We start from the raw sequence: 15,181 nt of genomic DNA, 5'->3' as shown, positions 1-15,181 counted from the left end.
AAATAAATGGTTTCACTTTATGCATGATAAATATTAAATGCCGGGCATGGCAATAATAAACGACAGTTAATGTTTAATGTATGTGTTTAGGCCGGACTGCTCATGTAACAGGCGAAGGGGCCTGAATTCAGAGGGGATTGCGTGCCTGTCATAAGAATTTGCCAGGAATTTTCCTGGCAGCAATGCTTAAGCAGCGTTGGTGGTAAAGGTGTACAGGGGGTAAGCAATCTGATTAACGCTTTATGCTTTATTATCGGACTTTTTTCTGTTTTTTTTCATAAACGGCCAGCGATAAGTAAAGGAAAAAAATAGAGCTAAGTCGTTGATTTATTGAGTCAGAAGCTGGTTAAGCGTCTCAAGGTCGTTGCTAACCCATTCAATATCCTGCTTAAATCTTTCATCTGAAGTAAATGGCTGGCGGTAAACCGTCACCATCACCTCTGCACCCTGCTCGTTGGCGACCACGCGCATCGGCACATAGATCTCTTTTCCTGAACCACTGTCAATCCAGTGATCCATTACGCCAAACGGATTGTGAGGCGAAAATCGAAGCTTTACATTTCCCTGTGGGCCTTTGGCACGCCAGCGATTGCCATCAGGTTCTAATGCACTGTGCGTCAGCCCGGACGCCCACTTTGGGAAAAATTCCGGCTTCCAGATGGTTTCATAAAGATCCAGCCAGTGACGCGGAATCGTCAGGCTCAGCGTGCGTGAGGAGAGCATATAACCTCCGATGGATAAGCTAAAAAGGCATTAAAGCATGGGGTCAGGTTCGTTAAAACGTTGTAACAGCAGAAGTGTGGTGTTGACAGGGTTTCGTACAAACGGCAGGCAACGGGGAGTGCTGCCTGCCGCTGACTCAGATGAAATTGCCGCGTGCAGAGACCGCGTGCTCTTCACTGTGTCCACTGGCGTGACGCAGAATAAAGCCATCTGACTGCGCCATCACGGCACAACTGTGATTCGGGAAGATACGCAGAAGTGTGCCGACTTCAGGACGGCGCTCGTGATAAAGCAAAAAACCATGCTCCTCAGATAACTTCGTCACCTCATAGGAGTGGCCCGTTTCGTCGGCTGCAATCCCAAAGCCACTGGCATTGGTGCCGTGTGGCCCTTTATCCGAACTCAGCATTTTTGATCCGGCATCTACAATCGCGAAATGATCGTTCACCGCGACCACGCGGGTAATGACGCTCATTGCCAGCTGATTGACGTGACTTAACCCAAGGCGACAGGCGGTAAGGTCCAGCAGAGCATAGTTGCCGGGCCGGATTTCACTGATGCAGGGCGCAATCTCTGCTGCCAGCGCCGTAGGCGTTGAACCCACCGAGATCGGGCAGTTGGCAAAACCCGCAGCCTGCAGTTTTGCCTGAAGTCGCTGCATCAAAACCCTTTCCTGCCGGGCGACATCAGCAATGGCCGCAGCATTACCGGCACCATAAGCGTGACCGGCATGTGACACCAACCCGGCAAAGCGTAAGCCTCTGTCGCGCAGCGCCTGTGCAATCAGCACGGCTTCATCACTGTCAGGATTGACGCCAATCCGATGTAATCCAACATCCACTTTAATCGCTACCGCCAGCTCACAGTCGGGTTGCTGCTGACAGGCATCCGCAATCGCCGCCACACCCTGCAACCTGTCCGCGATCAGAGTAACTTTTACCTGATGTTGCACGGCGAGGCGCAGCAATTCAGCCACGCTTTGCGGTTGGACAATCGGGTAGGCTAACAGCAGATCGCGAACGCCACCCTGAATAAAGCTGATACCTTCGCTGGGTTTCGAAACGGTGATGCCCTGCGCACCCGATTCAAGCTGACGCTGAGCAATCCAGACGCTTTTATGTGTTTTGATATGCGGACGCAATGCGACGCCCGCCGCACTGGCTTTACGCTGCATATGCTGCAGGTTCTGCTCCAGTCGCACGGCGTCCACTTCAATATAGGGCGTAAGGCGGTCATCAATCAGCGGACGCTGCCACTGCTGTGTATCGTTGATATCCATAAGGGTGTCCGGCATTAATGAGGTAAGAGGATGCATCATTCCTTAATTAACTTTCTGATACCAGCCCGGTGGCCGCAGAAGGGGTGCTGAACAGCAGGAATGACAGGGCGTGTTAACACGGGCTAAAGCATGCAGCGTATGGATAAACCGGAGCGGATACTGAGCAGGAATGGATTAGCAGATTAAAAAAGCAGGCGTGAAGCCTGCTTTTTCAGTTTACTCAGACGTAGAGTGACTGTTCACCCGGCGGGCGGGTTTTGAATCGACGATGCAGCCAGAGGTATTGTTCCGGTGCGCGCAGAATCTGATTTTCGATCACTTTGTTCATATAAGCTGCAGCAGCAGCCTCGTCCGTATGAGGATAATTTTCCAGCATCGGCTCAATGATCAAATGATAACCATTATTATCTGAATTACGGATCAGCATAATAGGCACCATTGCGGGCTTTGCCAGACGCGACAGAACAAAAGTCCCGTTGGTCGTGGCGGCTTTTTCGACCGCAAACAGTGGCGCAAAGGTGCTGCCTTTAGGGCCGTAATCCTGGTCCGGCGCAAACCAGACCGATTCACCCTGTTTCAGAGCATTAACCATGCCGCGCAGATCACGGCGGTCGATCATCGCTTTGTTCGAGCGCATCCGGCCTTTGGTTTGCACATATTCCATTGCCTGATTGTTGTGCGGGCGATACATCGCCATCATCGGCTGACAGAGACCGCTGATGCGACCGCCCAGTTCCAGTGACATGAAATGCACGCCAATCAGCATCACACCGCGTTTTTCATTTTGCGCCGCGTGAAGATTATCCATGCCTGAAACGGTAAACAGACGTTTTACCGCACGGTCCGACCAGAACCAGGCAATACCGGTTTCAGCCAGCGCCATGCCTAATGACGCAAAATTACCGGCGATCATATGTTCTGTTTTTTCTTTACTGATGCCCGGAAAGCAGAGCTCAATATTACGACGGGTGATTCGCTCACGGCGCTGCAGGAAATGACGGGAAATTTTGCCCGCACCCGCGCCGAGTTGCATAAGAACAGGATAGGGAAGCTGGACCAGAAGCCAGAGTACACTAAGGCCAAACCAGGTGAACCAATAACGCGGATGCAGCAGCGAACTGCTAAATTTTCCGGTGTTTTTCATTAACAACCTTCATGAGATAAATGGATGTATCGCATAAAGAGCACTTCCATTAGTCTCCAGGCGGTACAGCTGTACTGATTTCGACCAACACTTTATCAAAAAGTGCCTTCAAAGAAAGGGAAACTGCGGAATCTACAGGATTGACCTGTTTCATAGAACCAGCGCTTCGCAGGCAAAAAAAGAGCTAAAAACATAAAAATCATTTTATATTCATGCGCTTAAAAAATACAGATTGGGAAGGGAAAACGTGACAGACAGGCATTGCAGAACAGACCGGAAATGATTTTTTATCTATCTTTACGTAATAATGAGGCCAGCCACGCCAGTAAAATGCACCGGACGCTGCTGAAGATGAAATATCACTACCCGCAGGGTGAACCAGACGCCATCGCTGACGCCTGACCACGGACCTGAGGATAAGGTCTTACTCAATGTTCTGAATCTGCTCACGCATCTGTTCAATCAGCACTTTCAGTTCGATGGCAGAAGTCGTAATTTCGGCGTTGATCGACTTCGATGCCAGCGTATTCGACTCACGATTAAACTCCTGCATCATGAAATCGAGACGACGGCCAACAGCTTCTTTCTTTTTCAGGATGTTATAGGTCTCTTTAACGTGCGCATCCAGACGATCCAGCTCTTCGGAGACGTCAACACGCTGCGCCATCATCACCAGTTCCTGCTCAAGGCGATTGTTTTCCAGCTGGACCTCAGCATCTTCCAGTTTGGCGACCAGACGCTCACGCTGCCATTTGATCACGTCAGGCATCTGCGCACGCACTTTGCTGACTTCCTGCGACACGCCTTCCAGACGCTGCTCAATCATCGCCTTTAGTGCGGTACCTTCGCTTTCGCGTGCCGCAATGAAGTTATCCAGGGCACTATCCAGAGCCTGTAACAACTGTTTGTTAATGGCATCCAGATCCTGCTCCTGTGCAGACATCACACCCGGCCAGCGCAGGATATCCAGCGGATTAATCGCGCCTTCATCGCTCTGCATTTTCACCCAGTTGGCAGCCTGCACCAGCTGTTTCGCCAGCGTTTCGTTGAGCATCAGCTCGCCCTGCGCGCTGGGGTCGGCGTCAAAACGCAGATTGCACTCAATTTTACCGCGTGTCAGACGCTGGCGAATACGTTCGCGGATAACCGGCTCCAGCCCACGAAACTGTTCCGGCAGACGGATATAGGTTTCCAGATAACGCTGGTTTACGGAACGCAGCTCCCAGGCGGCGCTGCCCCATTCGCCTTTGGCTTCACTGCGGGCATAAGCGGTCATACTGCGGATCATAAGCGGTACTCATTTGCGGAAAGATGGGAGAAGTATAGCGAGGCGAGCCACGGCATAACAGGCATAAGCGTCTTACAGGAAAATAACGAACCATTTCCGCTTTCCGCGACAGCCACTTATGATGTCCGCTGACCCCTTGTGAGGATGACTGATCTATGTCTCGCGTTATTGCTCTTCCTGTTGTGATTGCTCTGCTTCTGGCGGGGTGCCAGACACGCCACGCGCCGCCCACGAAACCGCAACCCATCTGTGCGGGTGGCGAGATGATGATGCAGACCACGTTGTGGTTTGGAATGAGCAAGCCAGATGGCGGCAGGGTGAGTTCACTCGACTGGATGAACTTCGTGGATAACGACGTGACGCCACGCTTCAAAGCGGGGCTGTCGGTTTATGACGCTAAAGGGCAATGGCTGGGCGAGAACGGTCAGCTGGCACGAGAAAACAGTAAAGCGCTGATGCTGATCCACGGTATCGACCCCGCCACCAGCCAGGATATCGAGGCGTTACGCAGCCTCTATAAAAAACGGTTCGGTCAGGAGTCGGTGATGCGGGTAGATGCACCCGTCTGCGTCGGGTTCTAGGTCGAAAGCGGGCGGCAACGCTGCCGCCCTTGAATCATCAGATAAACAGACCGGCGAAAGCCGCAGAGAGCAGGCTCACCAGCGTGGAGCCATAGACCAGCTTCCAGCCAAACCGGGAAACGACATTTCCCTGTGTCTCGTTGAGGCCTTTTATCGCCCCCGCCACAATGCCGATTGAGGCAAAGTTAGCAAAGGAAACCAGGAATACCGACAGAATACCCAGCCCACGCGCACTCATGCCCGCCGCAACTTTCTGCAGTTCAATCATCGCCACAAACTCATTCGCCACCAGCTTGGTCGCCATGATGCTGGCCGCCTGCAGCGCATCGGCTTTAGGAATACCAATCAGCCAGGCCAGAGGATAGAACAGATAGCCAAGCAGTTGCTGGAAGCTGTAGCCGAACACCGCTGCAAACAGCGCGTTGATAGCAGCAATCAGGGCAATAAAGCCAATCAGCATGGCCAGAATGATCATTGCCACTTTGAAGCCTGCCAGGATGTACTCGCCCAGCATCTCAAAGAAACTCTGATCTTCATGCAGTTTCTCCAGCGCGATAGGCTGCTCGTTCTGGCTCTCCATCGGGTTGATGATCGACAAAATAATGAAGGTACTGAACATGTTCAGCAGTAGCGCAGCAACCACATACTTCGGCTCAATCATCGACATGTAAGCACCGACAATCGACAGCGAAACGGTAGACATCGCGGTCGCCGCCATGGTGTAGAGCCGGCGCGGCGGGATATCACCCAGAATCCCTTTGTAGGCAATGAAGTTTTCTGACTGGCCAAGAATCAGCGTGCTGACGGCGTTAAACGACTCCAGCTTGCCCATGCCGTTAATCTTCGACAGCAGCGTCCCGAAAATACGGATCAGCAGCGGCAGGATGCGCCAGTGCTGCAATATGCCGATCAGGGCTGAAATAAAGACAATCGGGCAGAGCACACCAAGGAAGATAAACGCCAGCCCCTGTTTGCTCATTCCGCCAAACACGAATTCTGTACCCTGCGCGGCAAAGCCCAGCAGTGTCTCAAAGAATCCCGCGAACGAGCCAACCAGCGCCAGCCCCCCGGCAGAATGAAGGAAGAACCAACCCAGCGCGGCTTCCACCACAATCAGTTGAACAATAAAGCGCAGTCGAATCTGTTTACGGTCATGACTGACCAGCAGCGCAAGGGCGAAAATCACCACCAGCGCCAGCAGAAAATGAAGAATGGCGGCCATATATTTTTTTATCAGAGTGAAAGGAAAGCGCATTTAGCCACAGCTGGCGGGGAATTTCATCTGATGACTGCATCAGACCGGCGCAAGAGACAGCGGGCAAGGAAGTCCGTATAATGCGCAGCCAATCATTAGCAAGCCGGAGAATACCCATGCGTCCAGCAGGCCGTAGCGCACAACAGGTGCGTCCAGTCACATTGACCCGCAATTACACCAGGCACGCAGAGGGTTCCGTTCTGGTGGAGTTCGGCGAAACGAAAGTGCTTTGCACTGCCTCTGTAGACGAAGGGGTCCCGCGTTTCCTTAAAGGCCAGGGCCAGGGGTGGGTAACAGCGGAATATGGCATGCTGCCACGTTCTACCCATAGCCGTATGGCGCGTGAAGCCGCAAAAGGCAAGCAGGGTGGCCGTACGCTGGAGATTCAGCGTCTGATCGCCCGTTCACTGCGCGCCGCGGTTGATCTTAAAGCGCTGGGTGAATTTACCATCACGCTCGACTGTGACGTAATCCAGGCCGATGGCGGCACCCGCACCGCGTCAATCACCGGTGCCTGCGTGGCGCTGGCCGATGCCCTCAACAAGCTGGTCGCCAGCGGCAAGCTGAAAGCAAACCCGATGAAGGGCATGGTCGCGGCGGTTTCAGTGGGCATTGTTAAAGGTGAAGCGCTGTGCGATCTGGAATACGTTGAAGATTCCGCCGCAGAAACCGACATGAACGTCGTGATGATGGAAGATGGCCGCATGATCGAGGTGCAGGGCACCGCCGAGGGCGAACCGTTCAGTCATGAAGAGTTGCTGACGCTACTGGCGCTGGCACGCGGCGGCATTGAGGAATTGATTCAGGCGCAGAAAGCCGCGCTGGAAAATTGATGTAACAGGCGACCTCAGGGTCGCCTTTTCTTTATTTGAGGAGTGAGAAATGAAAGCCTGGCAGCGTCAGTTTATTGAATTCGCCCTGAACAAGCAGGTGCTGAAGTTCGGTGAGTTCACTTTGAAGTCTGGCCGTAAAAGCCCCTATTTCTTTAATGCCGGTCTGTTCAACAGCGGACGGGATTTAGCGCTGCTGGGACGCTTCTACGCGCAGGCGCTGGTGGATGGCGCTGTCGATTTCGATCTGCTGTTCGGCCCGGCCTATAAAGGCATTCCGATTGCGACCACGACAGCAGTGGCGCTGGCGGATCATCATGACCGCGATGTGCCTTACTGCTTTAATCGTAAAGAAGCGAAAGATCACGGTGAAGGTGGCCTGCTGGTTGGCAGCGCGCTGCAGGGCAAAGTGATGCTGGTGGATGATGTGATCACCGCAGGCACTGCGATTCGTGAGTCGATGGATATTATCGGCGCGCATAACGCTACACTGGCTGGCGTGCTGGTGTCGCTTGATCGTCAGGAGCGTGGACGTGGAGAGATGTCGGCCATTCAGGAAGTGGAACGTGATTACGGCTGTAAAGTCACCGCGATTATTACGCTGGCGGACCTGATTACCTGGCTGGAAGAGAAGCCCGAAATGGCCGATCACCTCGCCCAGGTACGTGCCTATCAGAAAGCGTACGGCATTTAACAGAGGCGGGCGCGATGCCCGCCTTTTTTACTTTTTACCTGAGCTGGACGGCAATCAGTGGCCAGCGATCCTCAAAGTCTGCGGTGGGACTGAAACGAAACTCAGAACGGACATAGCGCGACAGCAAACCTTCACAGAAAGCCAGCAGCTGGCTTGCCAGTAACGCTTCGTCAGCCTGAAAGGCTTCGCCCTCACGCATTTTCCGTTCACGCATCACCTGTCGCAGCTGCACTTCAATCCGCTCAAACAGCTGATTGATGCGTCCCTGTAGACGGTCCTGCTCAAACATCAAAGCATGACCGGTCAGAATGCGCGTCAGTCCCGGATTACGCTCACCAAATCCCAGAATCAGTTGCACGATCAGACGCAGGCGCGTCATGGTCTCTTTTTCATCTTTGAGGATCAGATTGATGCGGGTAATCAGACTGTCTTCGATAAACTCAATCAGGCTATCGAACATGCGTGTCTTACTGGGGAAGTGACGATACAACGCCGCTTCGGAAACGCCCACTGTGGCTGCCAGTTTGGCGGTGGTAATGCGCTGACTGCCATCACCCGACTCCAGCATCTGTGCCAGCGCCTGCAAAATCTCTTCGCGACGGTTCCGCTTCGCGACTTTTTTTTCTGCCATGACCTTAAAGACCCCTGAAATTCACCTAAAAACAGGCAACACCTACGCATCTGCCACAGGAACGCGTCCCATGGCGATGAGGAAAAATAACGGGCGTAAGTGAAAGTCGGTAATGCGGGTTACTGGCGACCTGAGTGGCCGAAGCCGCCTTCGCCGCGCAGGCTGGCGTCGAAATCCTCGACCAGGTTAAATTCCGCCTGCACGACCGGAACAAAGACCAGTTGCGCCATGCGATCGCCGGGTTGCAGAGAGAAGCTTTCCTGGCCGCGATTCCAGACCGATACCATCAGTTGCCCCTGATAGTCGGAGTCAATCAGACCGACCAGGTTGCCCAGCACGATGCCATGTTTATGACCAAGGCCTGAGCGCGGCAGGATCACCGCGGCCAGATCGGGGTCAGCAATATGAATCGCCAGGCCGGTCGGGACCAGCGTCGTTGTGCCGGGTGCGATGTCGAGCACATCATCAATACAGGCGCGTAAATCTAACCCAGCGGAACCAGACGTGGCGTAGGTTGGCAGAGGGAACACTTTGCCGACACGCGCATCCAGAATTTTAACGTCTATTTTTTTCATCATAACGGCTGACAATCTCGTCTATTAATTGCTGGCCAAGGAGAGCCTTATCGCTGAGCGGTAAGCGTTTTTCTCCATCCTGCCAGAAAAGGTGAAGCGCATTGGTGTCGCTATTAAATCCCTGTCCGGCTTTAGCGACATCGTTAGCGCAGATCAGATCCAGATTCTTGCGCACCCGTTTTTGCCGGGCGTATTCTTCCACATTCTGTGTTTCAGCAGCAAATCCAACGACGAATGGCCGGTTTTCCTGAAGTGCGGCGACGCCGGCAACAATGTCGGGATTCTTTACCAGGTTCAGCGTGACGTTATCATCATCGCCCTGTTTCTTGATTTTATCGGCCGCAATATCGACTGCCCGGTAGTCTGCCACGGCTGCGCTTGCAATGAAAATATGTTGTTTATCTATCTCACTCATGACGGCGGCCTGCATCTCCAGCGCGCTGGTAACATCAACGCGCCGGACACCTGCTGGTGCCACCAGGGTCACCGGGCCGCTGACCAGCGTCACCTGTGCGCCGCGTCGGGCAGCAGCAGCGGCAATAGCAAAGCCCATTTTGCCGGAGCTGTGATTCGTGATGTAGCGCACCGGGTCCAGCGCCTCACGGGTCGGACCGGCGGTAATCATAATGTTCAGATGTTGCAGATCGTTGACGGGCGCAGCCCACTGCACCGCGTGGTCAACAATCGCCAGCGGATCAAGCATCCTTCCCGGCCCGACGTCGCCGCAGGCCTGGCTGCCGCTGTCCGGCCCCCAGATCAGCACGCCACGCTCATGCAGCCTCTGCAGGTTGTGCTGGGTCACCGCCGCGCGATACATCTGCTGATTCATGGCGGGCACCACCGCCACGGGTGAGGCCGTTGCTAATACGGCAGTGGTCACCAGATCGTTTGCCATACCGGCAGTGATGCGGGCAATCAGGTCGGCAGTGGCGGGGGCCAGTACAATCAGATCGGCCCATTTTGCCAGTTCAATATGCCCCATCGCCGCTTCTGCTGCCGGATCAAGCAGATCGTCAAACACCGGATAGCCGGAAACGGCCTGCAGGCTGAGCGGGGTAATAAAGGCTTTCGCCCCCTCCGTCATCATTACGCGGACATCAGCCCCGCGATCGCGCAGGCGACGCACCAGCTCAGGTGCTTTATAAGCAGCAATACCACCGCTCACGCCAAGAAGAATTTTTTTGCCGGCTAATCCCATCATGATGTTGGCCTCACTAAGCTCTCTGCCGCTCGCGGCGGCGAATGCACGGACTTTATCACAAAAGCGTGGACGCGCCTTTTCACCAGCTGCGTTTGCGAGTCGCCTCGAAGATTCATGCGCCACTGATAGCGGCACGCTTCAGGATGGGACACTCTGAGACTCATTTCAGGGAGAGCACCGATGAAAATCAAGGGACCGCGGGAAAAACTGCAGAAACTGGGCGCGCATTCGCTCAGCGATACCGAACTACTGGCCATCTTTCTCCGCACCGGCTCGCCGGGTCAGAACGTTCTTGAACTGGCCGGGCAGATGCTGGAGGGGTTTGGCTCGCTCTATCAGCTCATGACGTCTGACAAAGCAGCATTTTGTGAAATCAAAGGTGTCGGCGATGCCAAGCTGGCGCAGCTGCACGCCATTGCCGAACTGGCGAAGCGCTTTTTCGCCAGTAAGCTGGCCCGCGAAAGCGTGATGGAAAATCCACAGATTACGCGCCAGTATCTGCAAAGTCTGTTAGCCCATCAGGAGCGGGAGATCTTTATGGCACTGTTTCTGGATAATCAGCATCGGGTACTGCGGGCACAAAATATGTTCTCTGGCTCTATTAATAGCGTGGAAGTGCACCCCCGCGAGATCGTCCGGGAAGCGATGAAGCTCAACGCAGCAGCCCTGATACTGGCGCATAATCACCCGTCGGGGATGGCGGAACCGAGCCGTGCAGACCGTGAAGTGACGCATAAAGTCAGCGAAGCCTGTCAGCTACTCAACATCCGTCTGCTCGATCATCTGGTGATTGGTCATGGCGAATATGTCTCCTTTGCCGAGCGGGGATGGCTCTGATTCAGGGAAATTTCGCGCCAGGTGGCGGCTTTTTGCCCGATCATTCGGGATCTTTATCTGTTCGGGACTTGAGCACTTGGGCTGAGCGGCGTATACTACGCCACCTTTGAGAATCTCGGGTTTGGCGGTTAGGCCAGCTTAGCGGGTTCCATGGAACTCGCCTGGCGGGCTGCAAGCCTGACGAGGCGGCCAAAACCTAATTTTTAAAGCTCGAGCTGATTTGATTTTTGGAGATATAGACATGTCACGAGTCTGCCAGGTAACTGGAAAGCGTCCGGTGACGGGTAACAACCGTTCCCACGCAATGAACGCGACGAAACGCCGTTTCCTTCCGAACCTGCACTCACACCGTTTTTGGGTTGAGAGCGAGAAGCGCTTCGTTAGTCTGCGTGTATCTGTTAAAGGTATGCGTATTATTGATAAAAAGGGCATTGATACGGTATTAGCCGACATGCGTGCCCGTGGTGAGAAGTACTAAGGAACTGAATCATGGCTAAAGGTATTCGTGAGAAGATCAAGCTGGTTTCCTCTGCTGGTACAGGTCACTTCTATACCACCACGAAGAACAAACGTACTAAACCAGAGAAGCTGGAACTGAAAAAGTTCGATCCGGTTGTACGTCAGCATGTGATCTACAAAGAAGCTAAAATTAAGTAATTTTAGTGTTCTGCTAAAAACCCGGCTCCGGCCGGGTTTTTTGTTTGTGTAAAACGCTGAGGAGAGGGTATGCCAGAGTTGCCAGAGGTTGAGACCAGCCGCCGCGGTATTGAGCCGCATTTAGTTGGCGAAACCATCCTTCACGCCGTGGTGCGTAATTCACGTTTGCGCTGGCCTGTTTCGCAGGAGATCCTGGCGCTAAGCGATCAGCCGGTGCTTAGCGTGCAGCGCCGGGCGAAATATCTGCTGCTGGAACTGCCGCACGGCTGGATCATTATTCATCTTGGCATGTCGGGCAGCCTGCGCGTGTTATCCGAAGAGCTGCCAGCGGCGAAGCATGACCATGTTGATTTGGTGATGAGCAACGGCAAAGTGCTGCGCTATACCGACCCGCGCCGCTTTGGTGCCTGGCTCTGGAGCAGCGATCTGGCGGGCAGCAGCGTACTGTCCCATCTCGGACCTGAGCCGCTCAGCGACCAGTTTGATGGTGCTTATCTGTTTGATCTGTCACGCGGCAAGCGGACGCTCATCAAGCAGTGGCTGATGGATAACAAAGTGGTGGTGGGCGTGGGCAACATTTACGCCAGCGAGTCACTGTTTACCGCCGGGATCCTTCCCGATCGTGCCGCCGGAAGTCTGTCACAGGCTGAAGCGGAACTGCTGGTTAACACCATCAAAGCGGTGTTGTTACGTTCAATTGAGCAGGGCGGCACTACACTGCGTGACTTCTTGCAGACTGATGGTAAGCCAGGCTATTTCGCCCAGCAGTTGCAGGTTTATGGTCGGGCCGGTGAACCCTGCCGCGCATGCGGTACGCCGATTATCAGCGGCAGGCACGGGCAACGCAGTACCTACTGGTGCCCGAACTGTCAGCATTAAGCCAGTTTAGCCAGCAGTGCCTGATGCACCGGTGCGGGCAGGAAGGCGGTGACATCACCGCCATGGCGTGCCACCTCTTTGACCAGCGAAGAAGAGATAAACGAGAAGCCTTCAGACGGCATCAGGAAGACACTTTCCAGCGTTGGCAGCAGATGACGATTCATCTGCGCCAGCTGCATTTCATATTCAAAATCTGACACCGCACGCAATCCACGGACCAGCACATTCGCCTGCTGGTCACGGGCAAAATTCGCCATCAGGTCGCTGAAGCCGACCACCTCGACGTTGGGCAGATGGGCAACCACCTGACCCGCCAGCGCCACGCGCTCATCCAGGCTGAACATCGGTTTTTTACTCGGGCTGGCAGCAATAGCCAGAATTACCTGATCAAACATCTGCGCTGCCCGCGTCACGATGTCGAGATGACCGAGCGTCACAGGATCAAACGTACCGGGATAGATGGCTTTAGTGGTCATACTCGCCCTTTTGCCGAAGCGTGATTCAGTGCCCAGAGGGCGGAATATTTATTGAAGGTATATTGCGCGTTGACCACCGCCAGAATCCAGCCCTGTTTGCCGTCGAGAAAACCGGCACGCAGCAGCAGCGTTTTCACAAACGCGCCCAGCGTATGGCTGAATACAGAAAAGAGGCCACAACGCTTACCGCGCTGATGGCGTTCCGTAGCCCAGGCTTCGGCATAGGCCAGCTGCTTGCGCTGAAAGGCGATTAAATCACGGCAGGTCAGATGCTGAAGATCGCCAGACAGCGCCACCACCGGTGCGCCGTCACTCTGCAGTGATTCATGCACCAGATTGTCATTGTAGCGGAAGGTGCGTGGATAGAGGCGCATCACGCGGTCGGGATACCAGCCACTGTGGCGCATAAAGCGGCCGAGAAAAAGATTACTGCGACCCAGACTGTAAACCGTGCGGCTGGGCGGGGCGACCAGCACCTGCTCAATTGCGGCGCGCAGTTCAGGGGTGACACGCTCATCCGCATCGATCATCAGAATCATATCACCGGTGGCATAGTGCTGTGCGCGCTGGCGCTGGATGCCATAGCCCTGCCAGTCATCATTGCGGTAGACCTGCGCGCCGGCCTGCGTGGCGATGTGAACACTGTCGTCACTGCTGCCAGAGTCCAGCACGATAATTTCATCGGCCCAGCTGAGCGAGGCCAGACAATCCGGCAGCAGTTCCGCTTCATTTTTGGCGATCATCACCACGGAAAGACGTTGGCGTGCTGACATTAGTGGGCCCGTGGTGGCAGATGCGGTTCGAGTAACTGTAGCAGACGCTGTAGCGCACCCTGGTTCTGGTGCAGCACGTCTACCGCATGGCGTCCGTAATAACGGCGGTAATCATCATCCTGTAACAGGTTGGTGACCTCTTTTTCCAGCGACATCACGTCGGTGACGGTGATCAGTCCCTGGCCTTCCTGCAACTTGCTGCAGATATCTTTGAAGTTCCAGATGTGGGGTCCCATCAGTACCGGAAGAGCATGGGCAGCAGGCTCCAGCGGGTTGTGTCCACCCCGTTCAACCAGGCTACCGCCGACAAATGCCAGATCGGCGATGCCGTAGAGCAGCATCAGTTCGCCCATTGAGTCGCCGATAACCACCTGCGTGGAACCTGAAGGGATCTCGCCGCTGCTGCGCAGGATAAAACTGAAGCCGCGTTCCTGCGTAAGCGCACGCGCATCGTTAAAGCGCTCAGGATGACGGGGAACCAGAATCAGCAGCAGGTCCGGAAACGTCTGCAGCAGCCGACGATGGGTATCCAGCACGATAGCCTCTTCGCCTTCGTGCGTGCTGGTGGCAATCCATACCGGACGGCGCGGTGCCCACTGCCGACGCAGCGTCACCGCTCTGGCAGCCAGTTCTGGGGTCACGGAAATATCAAACTTCAGGCTGCCGGTGATGGCCAGCTGTGAACGTTTCAGGCCCAGCTCCAGGAAGCGGTCGCCATCTTCCTTATTCTGCGCTGCGATTAGCGTGATGCTCTGCAACAGCCGGCGCATGAATTTACCCAGTTTACGGTACCCTTTGGCAGAGCGGGCCGAGAGGCGGGCATTGGCGATCACCAGCGGAATATTGCGCTGATGCAGAATGCGGATGATGTTCGGCCACAGCTCGGTTTCCATGATGATCACCAGCCGTGGATTGACCGTATCCAGAAAACGATTAATGGAACCCGGCAGGTCATAAGGCAGATAGACGTGATGCACATCTTTGCCAAAGGCCGATTGCGCCCGCTCAGAACCGGTCGGCGTCATAGTGGTGACGGTAATCGGCAGGGTCGGGTAACGATGACGCAGTGCGCGCACCAGCGGAATTGCAGCCAGGGTCTCACCCACAGAGACTGAGTGCAGCACAATGCCGTCGGGCTTCACTTTGCCGACACAATAGCCATAGCGTTCTGCCCAGCGTTTGCGATAGGCAGGCGCTTTACGACCGCGCAGCCACAGGCGTAGCCAGATCAGTGGCTGAATGAAGTAGAGCAATGCGGTGTAAATGGTCGTCATAGTTACCGTTACAGCAGGTTCGCGTCTAAAAACAGATTAAAATCAGATGGCGGCATGTTATCAGAAACCCCGCATGCACTCATC

19 protein-coding genes are annotated in these 15,181 nt (G+C 54.5%); 8 read left to right on the top strand and 11 right to left on the bottom strand.

All coding sequences use genetic code 11. The features are described 5' to 3' along the window. Nucleotides 1–327: 327 nt before the first annotated feature. The 3 genes from N5J69_RS19305 to lpxP all read right to left on the bottom strand — a co-directional run bounded on the left by N5J69_RS19305 (nucleotide 328) and on the right by lpxP (nucleotide 3,146). Nucleotides 328–723 carry a polyketide cyclase gene (locus tag N5J69_RS19305; protein WP_279772241.1) on the bottom strand — a complete coding sequence of 132 codons (396 nt, stop codon included), beginning with the start codon at nucleotides 721–723 and terminating at the stop codon, nucleotides 328–330. 136 nt (nucleotides 724–859) lie between these two features. Next, nucleotides 860–2,002 carry an alanine racemase gene (locus tag N5J69_RS19300; RefSeq protein ID WP_279772240.1) on the bottom strand — a complete coding sequence of 381 codons (1,143 nt, stop codon included), beginning with the start codon at nucleotides 2,000–2,002 and terminating at the stop codon, nucleotides 860–862. Between the two features lie 220 nt (nucleotides 2,003–2,222). After that, entirely contained in the window at nucleotides 2,223–3,146 is a 924-nt protein-coding gene (gene lpxP / locus N5J69_RS19295) for a kdo(2)-lipid IV(A) palmitoleoyltransferase (protein ID WP_279772239.1), read from the bottom strand. A gap of 279 nt (nucleotides 3,147–3,425) precedes the next feature. Here lpxP and N5J69_RS19290 point away from each other — a divergent pair, with 279 nt between their 5' ends. Then, nucleotides 3,426–3,548: a hypothetical protein gene (locus N5J69_RS19290; RefSeq protein ID WP_279772238.1), complete on the top strand. Its 123-nt coding sequence runs from the start codon at nucleotides 3,426–3,428 to the stop codon at nucleotides 3,546–3,548. A gap of 22 nt (nucleotides 3,549–3,570) precedes the next feature. Here the strand turns inward: N5J69_RS19290 and N5J69_RS19285 are convergent, their stop codons facing one another. Continuing rightward, nucleotides 3,571–4,434 (bottom strand): YicC/YloC family endoribonuclease, encoded by an 864-nt coding sequence (locus N5J69_RS19285; protein WP_279772237.1) that lies wholly within the window; start codon nucleotides 4,432–4,434, stop codon nucleotides 3,571–3,573. Nucleotides 4,435–4,589: 155 nt separating this feature from the next. On the opposite strand from N5J69_RS19285, the gene N5J69_RS19280 reads away from it, so the two are divergent. Further along, nucleotides 4,590–5,015 (top strand): DUF3574 domain-containing protein, encoded by a 426-nt coding sequence (locus N5J69_RS19280; protein WP_279772236.1) that lies wholly within the window; start codon nucleotides 4,590–4,592, stop codon nucleotides 5,013–5,015. A gap of 37 nt (nucleotides 5,016–5,052) precedes the next feature. On the opposite strand, the gene N5J69_RS19275 is transcribed toward N5J69_RS19280, so the two are convergent. Continuing rightward, the gene (locus tag N5J69_RS19275; protein WP_279772235.1) at nucleotides 5,053–6,237 is read right to left on the bottom strand and encodes a nucleoside transporter C-terminal domain-containing protein; all 1,185 of its coding nucleotides are present in this window, start codon (nucleotides 6,235–6,237) and stop codon (nucleotides 5,053–5,055) included. 149 nt (nucleotides 6,238–6,386) lie between these two features. On the opposite strand from N5J69_RS19275, the gene rph reads away from it, so the two are divergent. Together rph and pyrE are read left to right on the top strand one after the other, a co-directional pair. Then, the gene (gene rph, locus N5J69_RS19270; protein WP_279772234.1) at nucleotides 6,387–7,103 is read left to right on the top strand and encodes a ribonuclease PH; all 717 of its coding nucleotides are present in this window, start codon (nucleotides 6,387–6,389) and stop codon (nucleotides 7,101–7,103) included. 49 nt (nucleotides 7,104–7,152) lie between these two features. Then, nucleotides 7,153–7,794 carry an orotate phosphoribosyltransferase gene (gene pyrE / locus N5J69_RS19265; protein WP_279772233.1) on the top strand — a complete coding sequence of 214 codons (642 nt, stop codon included), beginning with the start codon at nucleotides 7,153–7,155 and terminating at the stop codon, nucleotides 7,792–7,794. A gap of 34 nt (nucleotides 7,795–7,828) precedes the next feature. Here pyrE and slmA read toward each other — a convergent pair whose 3' ends face one another. The 3 genes from slmA to coaBC form a co-directional block, all read right to left on the bottom strand. Then, nucleotides 7,829–8,425, bottom strand: coding sequence for a nucleoid occlusion factor SlmA (slmA, locus tag N5J69_RS19260; RefSeq protein ID WP_279772232.1), 597 nt, complete (start codon nucleotides 8,423–8,425; stop codon nucleotides 7,829–7,831). Between the two features lie 119 nt (nucleotides 8,426–8,544). Further along, nucleotides 8,545–9,003 (bottom strand): dUTP diphosphatase, encoded by a 459-nt coding sequence (gene dut, locus N5J69_RS19255; RefSeq protein ID WP_279772231.1) that lies wholly within the window; start codon nucleotides 9,001–9,003, stop codon nucleotides 8,545–8,547. Next, complete coding sequence (gene coaBC, locus N5J69_RS19250) at nucleotides 8,981–10,201, bottom strand: bifunctional phosphopantothenoylcysteine decarboxylase/phosphopantothenate--cysteine ligase CoaBC (RefSeq protein ID WP_279772230.1); 1,221 nt, start codon at nucleotides 10,199–10,201, stop codon at nucleotides 8,981–8,983. The genes dut and coaBC overlap by 23 nt, the downstream gene beginning before the upstream one ends. Nucleotides 10,202–10,381: 180 nt before the next feature. Between coaBC and radC the strand changes: the two genes are divergently transcribed. From radC to mutM, 4 genes are all read left to right on the top strand, one after another. Next, nucleotides 10,382–11,038 carry a DNA repair protein RadC gene (radC, locus tag N5J69_RS19245; protein ID WP_279772229.1) on the top strand — a complete coding sequence of 219 codons (657 nt, stop codon included), beginning with the start codon at nucleotides 10,382–10,384 and terminating at the stop codon, nucleotides 11,036–11,038. A 241-nt stretch (nucleotides 11,039–11,279) separates the two neighbouring features. After that, complete coding sequence (rpmB, locus tag N5J69_RS19240; protein ID WP_111141478.1) at nucleotides 11,280–11,516, top strand: 50S ribosomal protein L28; 237 nt, start codon at nucleotides 11,280–11,282, stop codon at nucleotides 11,514–11,516. A gap of 11 nt (nucleotides 11,517–11,527) precedes the next feature. Beyond that, nucleotides 11,528–11,695 (top strand): 50S ribosomal protein L33, encoded by a 168-nt coding sequence (rpmG, locus tag N5J69_RS19235; RefSeq protein WP_001051798.1) that lies wholly within the window; start codon nucleotides 11,528–11,530, stop codon nucleotides 11,693–11,695. Between the two features lie 69 nt (nucleotides 11,696–11,764). Next, on the top strand, nucleotides 11,765–12,574 hold the full coding sequence (mutM, locus tag N5J69_RS19230; RefSeq protein ID WP_279772228.1) for a bifunctional DNA-formamidopyrimidine glycosylase/DNA-(apurinic or apyrimidinic site) lyase: 810 nt from the start codon (nucleotides 11,765–11,767) through the stop codon (nucleotides 12,572–12,574). Here the strand turns inward: mutM and coaD are convergent. From coaD to waaA, 3 genes are read right to left on the bottom strand one after another with little or no spacing between them, the layout of a single operon-like run. After that, nucleotides 12,571–13,050 carry a pantetheine-phosphate adenylyltransferase gene (gene coaD, locus N5J69_RS19225; protein WP_279772227.1) on the bottom strand — a complete coding sequence of 160 codons (480 nt, stop codon included), beginning with the start codon at nucleotides 13,048–13,050 and terminating at the stop codon, nucleotides 12,571–12,573. The genes mutM and coaD overlap by 4 nt on opposite strands. Then, nucleotides 13,047–13,823, bottom strand: coding sequence for a glycosyltransferase family 2 protein (locus tag N5J69_RS19220; RefSeq protein WP_279772226.1), 777 nt, complete (start codon nucleotides 13,821–13,823; stop codon nucleotides 13,047–13,049). The genes coaD and N5J69_RS19220 overlap by 4 nt, the downstream gene beginning before the upstream one ends. Then, nucleotides 13,823–15,097, bottom strand: a complete 1,275-nt coding sequence (gene waaA, locus N5J69_RS19215; protein ID WP_279772225.1) for a lipid IV(A) 3-deoxy-D-manno-octulosonic acid transferase — start codon at nucleotides 15,095–15,097, stop codon at nucleotides 13,823–13,825. Before waaA ends, N5J69_RS19220 begins: the two co-directional genes overlap by 1 nt. Between the last annotated feature and the right edge of the window lie 84 nt (nucleotides 15,098–15,181).

Origin of the sequence: Pantoea sp. GD03673, assembly GCF_029844725.1 — a bacterium.
Lineage (GTDB): Bacteria > Pseudomonadota > Gammaproteobacteria > Enterobacterales > Enterobacteriaceae > Pantoea.
This window is presented reverse-complemented; position numbering and strand designations above follow the sequence as displayed.

What these genes read in the sequence shown, in the direction of transcription:
- N5J69_RS19305 (WP_279772241.1), bottom strand. Translation starts at nt 723, where the DNA reads ATGCTCTCCTCACGCACGCTGAGCCTGACGATTCCGCGTCACTGGCTG.
- N5J69_RS19300 (WP_279772240.1), bottom strand. Translation starts at nt 2,002, where the DNA reads ATGGATATCAACGATACACAGCAGTGGCAGCGTCCGCTGATTGATGAC.
- lpxP (WP_279772239.1), bottom strand. Translation starts at nt 3,146, where the DNA reads ATGAAAAACACCGGAAAATTTAGCAGTTCGCTGCTGCATCCGCGTTAT.
- N5J69_RS19290 (WP_279772238.1), top strand. Translation starts at nt 3,426, where the DNA reads ATGATTTTTTATCTATCTTTACGTAATAATGAGGCCAGCCACGCCAGT.
- N5J69_RS19285 (WP_279772237.1), bottom strand. Translation starts at nt 4,434, where the DNA reads ATGATCCGCAGTATGACCGCTTATGCCCGCAGTGAAGCCAAAGGCGAA.
- N5J69_RS19280 (WP_279772236.1), top strand. Translation starts at nt 4,590, where the DNA reads ATGTCTCGCGTTATTGCTCTTCCTGTTGTGATTGCTCTGCTTCTGGCG.
- N5J69_RS19275 (WP_279772235.1), bottom strand. Translation starts at nt 6,237, where the DNA reads ATGGCCGCCATTCTTCATTTTCTGCTGGCGCTGGTGGTGATTTTCGCC.
- rph (WP_279772234.1), top strand. Translation starts at nt 6,387, where the DNA reads ATGCGTCCAGCAGGCCGTAGCGCACAACAGGTGCGTCCAGTCACATTG.
- pyrE (WP_279772233.1), top strand. Translation starts at nt 7,153, where the DNA reads ATGAAAGCCTGGCAGCGTCAGTTTATTGAATTCGCCCTGAACAAGCAG.
- slmA (WP_279772232.1), bottom strand. Translation starts at nt 8,425, where the DNA reads ATGGCAGAAAAAAAAGTCGCGAAGCGGAACCGTCGCGAAGAGATTTTG.
- dut (WP_279772231.1), bottom strand. Translation starts at nt 9,003, where the DNA reads ATGATGAAAAAAATAGACGTTAAAATTCTGGATGCGCGTGTCGGCAAA.
- coaBC (WP_279772230.1), bottom strand. Translation starts at nt 10,201, where the DNA reads ATGATGGGATTAGCCGGCAAAAAAATTCTTCTTGGCGTGAGCGGTGGT.
- radC (WP_279772229.1), top strand. Translation starts at nt 10,382, where the DNA reads ATGAAAATCAAGGGACCGCGGGAAAAACTGCAGAAACTGGGCGCGCAT.
- rpmB (WP_111141478.1), top strand. Translation starts at nt 11,280, where the DNA reads ATGTCACGAGTCTGCCAGGTAACTGGAAAGCGTCCGGTGACGGGTAAC.
- rpmG (WP_001051798.1), top strand. Translation starts at nt 11,528, where the DNA reads ATGGCTAAAGGTATTCGTGAGAAGATCAAGCTGGTTTCCTCTGCTGGT.
- mutM (WP_279772228.1), top strand. Translation starts at nt 11,765, where the DNA reads ATGCCAGAGTTGCCAGAGGTTGAGACCAGCCGCCGCGGTATTGAGCCG.
- coaD (WP_279772227.1), bottom strand. Translation starts at nt 13,050, where the DNA reads ATGACCACTAAAGCCATCTATCCCGGTACGTTTGATCCTGTGACGCTC.
- N5J69_RS19220 (WP_279772226.1), bottom strand. Translation starts at nt 13,823, where the DNA reads ATGTCAGCACGCCAACGTCTTTCCGTGGTGATGATCGCCAAAAATGAA.
- waaA (WP_279772225.1), bottom strand. Translation starts at nt 15,097, where the DNA reads ATGACGACCATTTACACCGCATTGCTCTACTTCATTCAGCCACTGATC.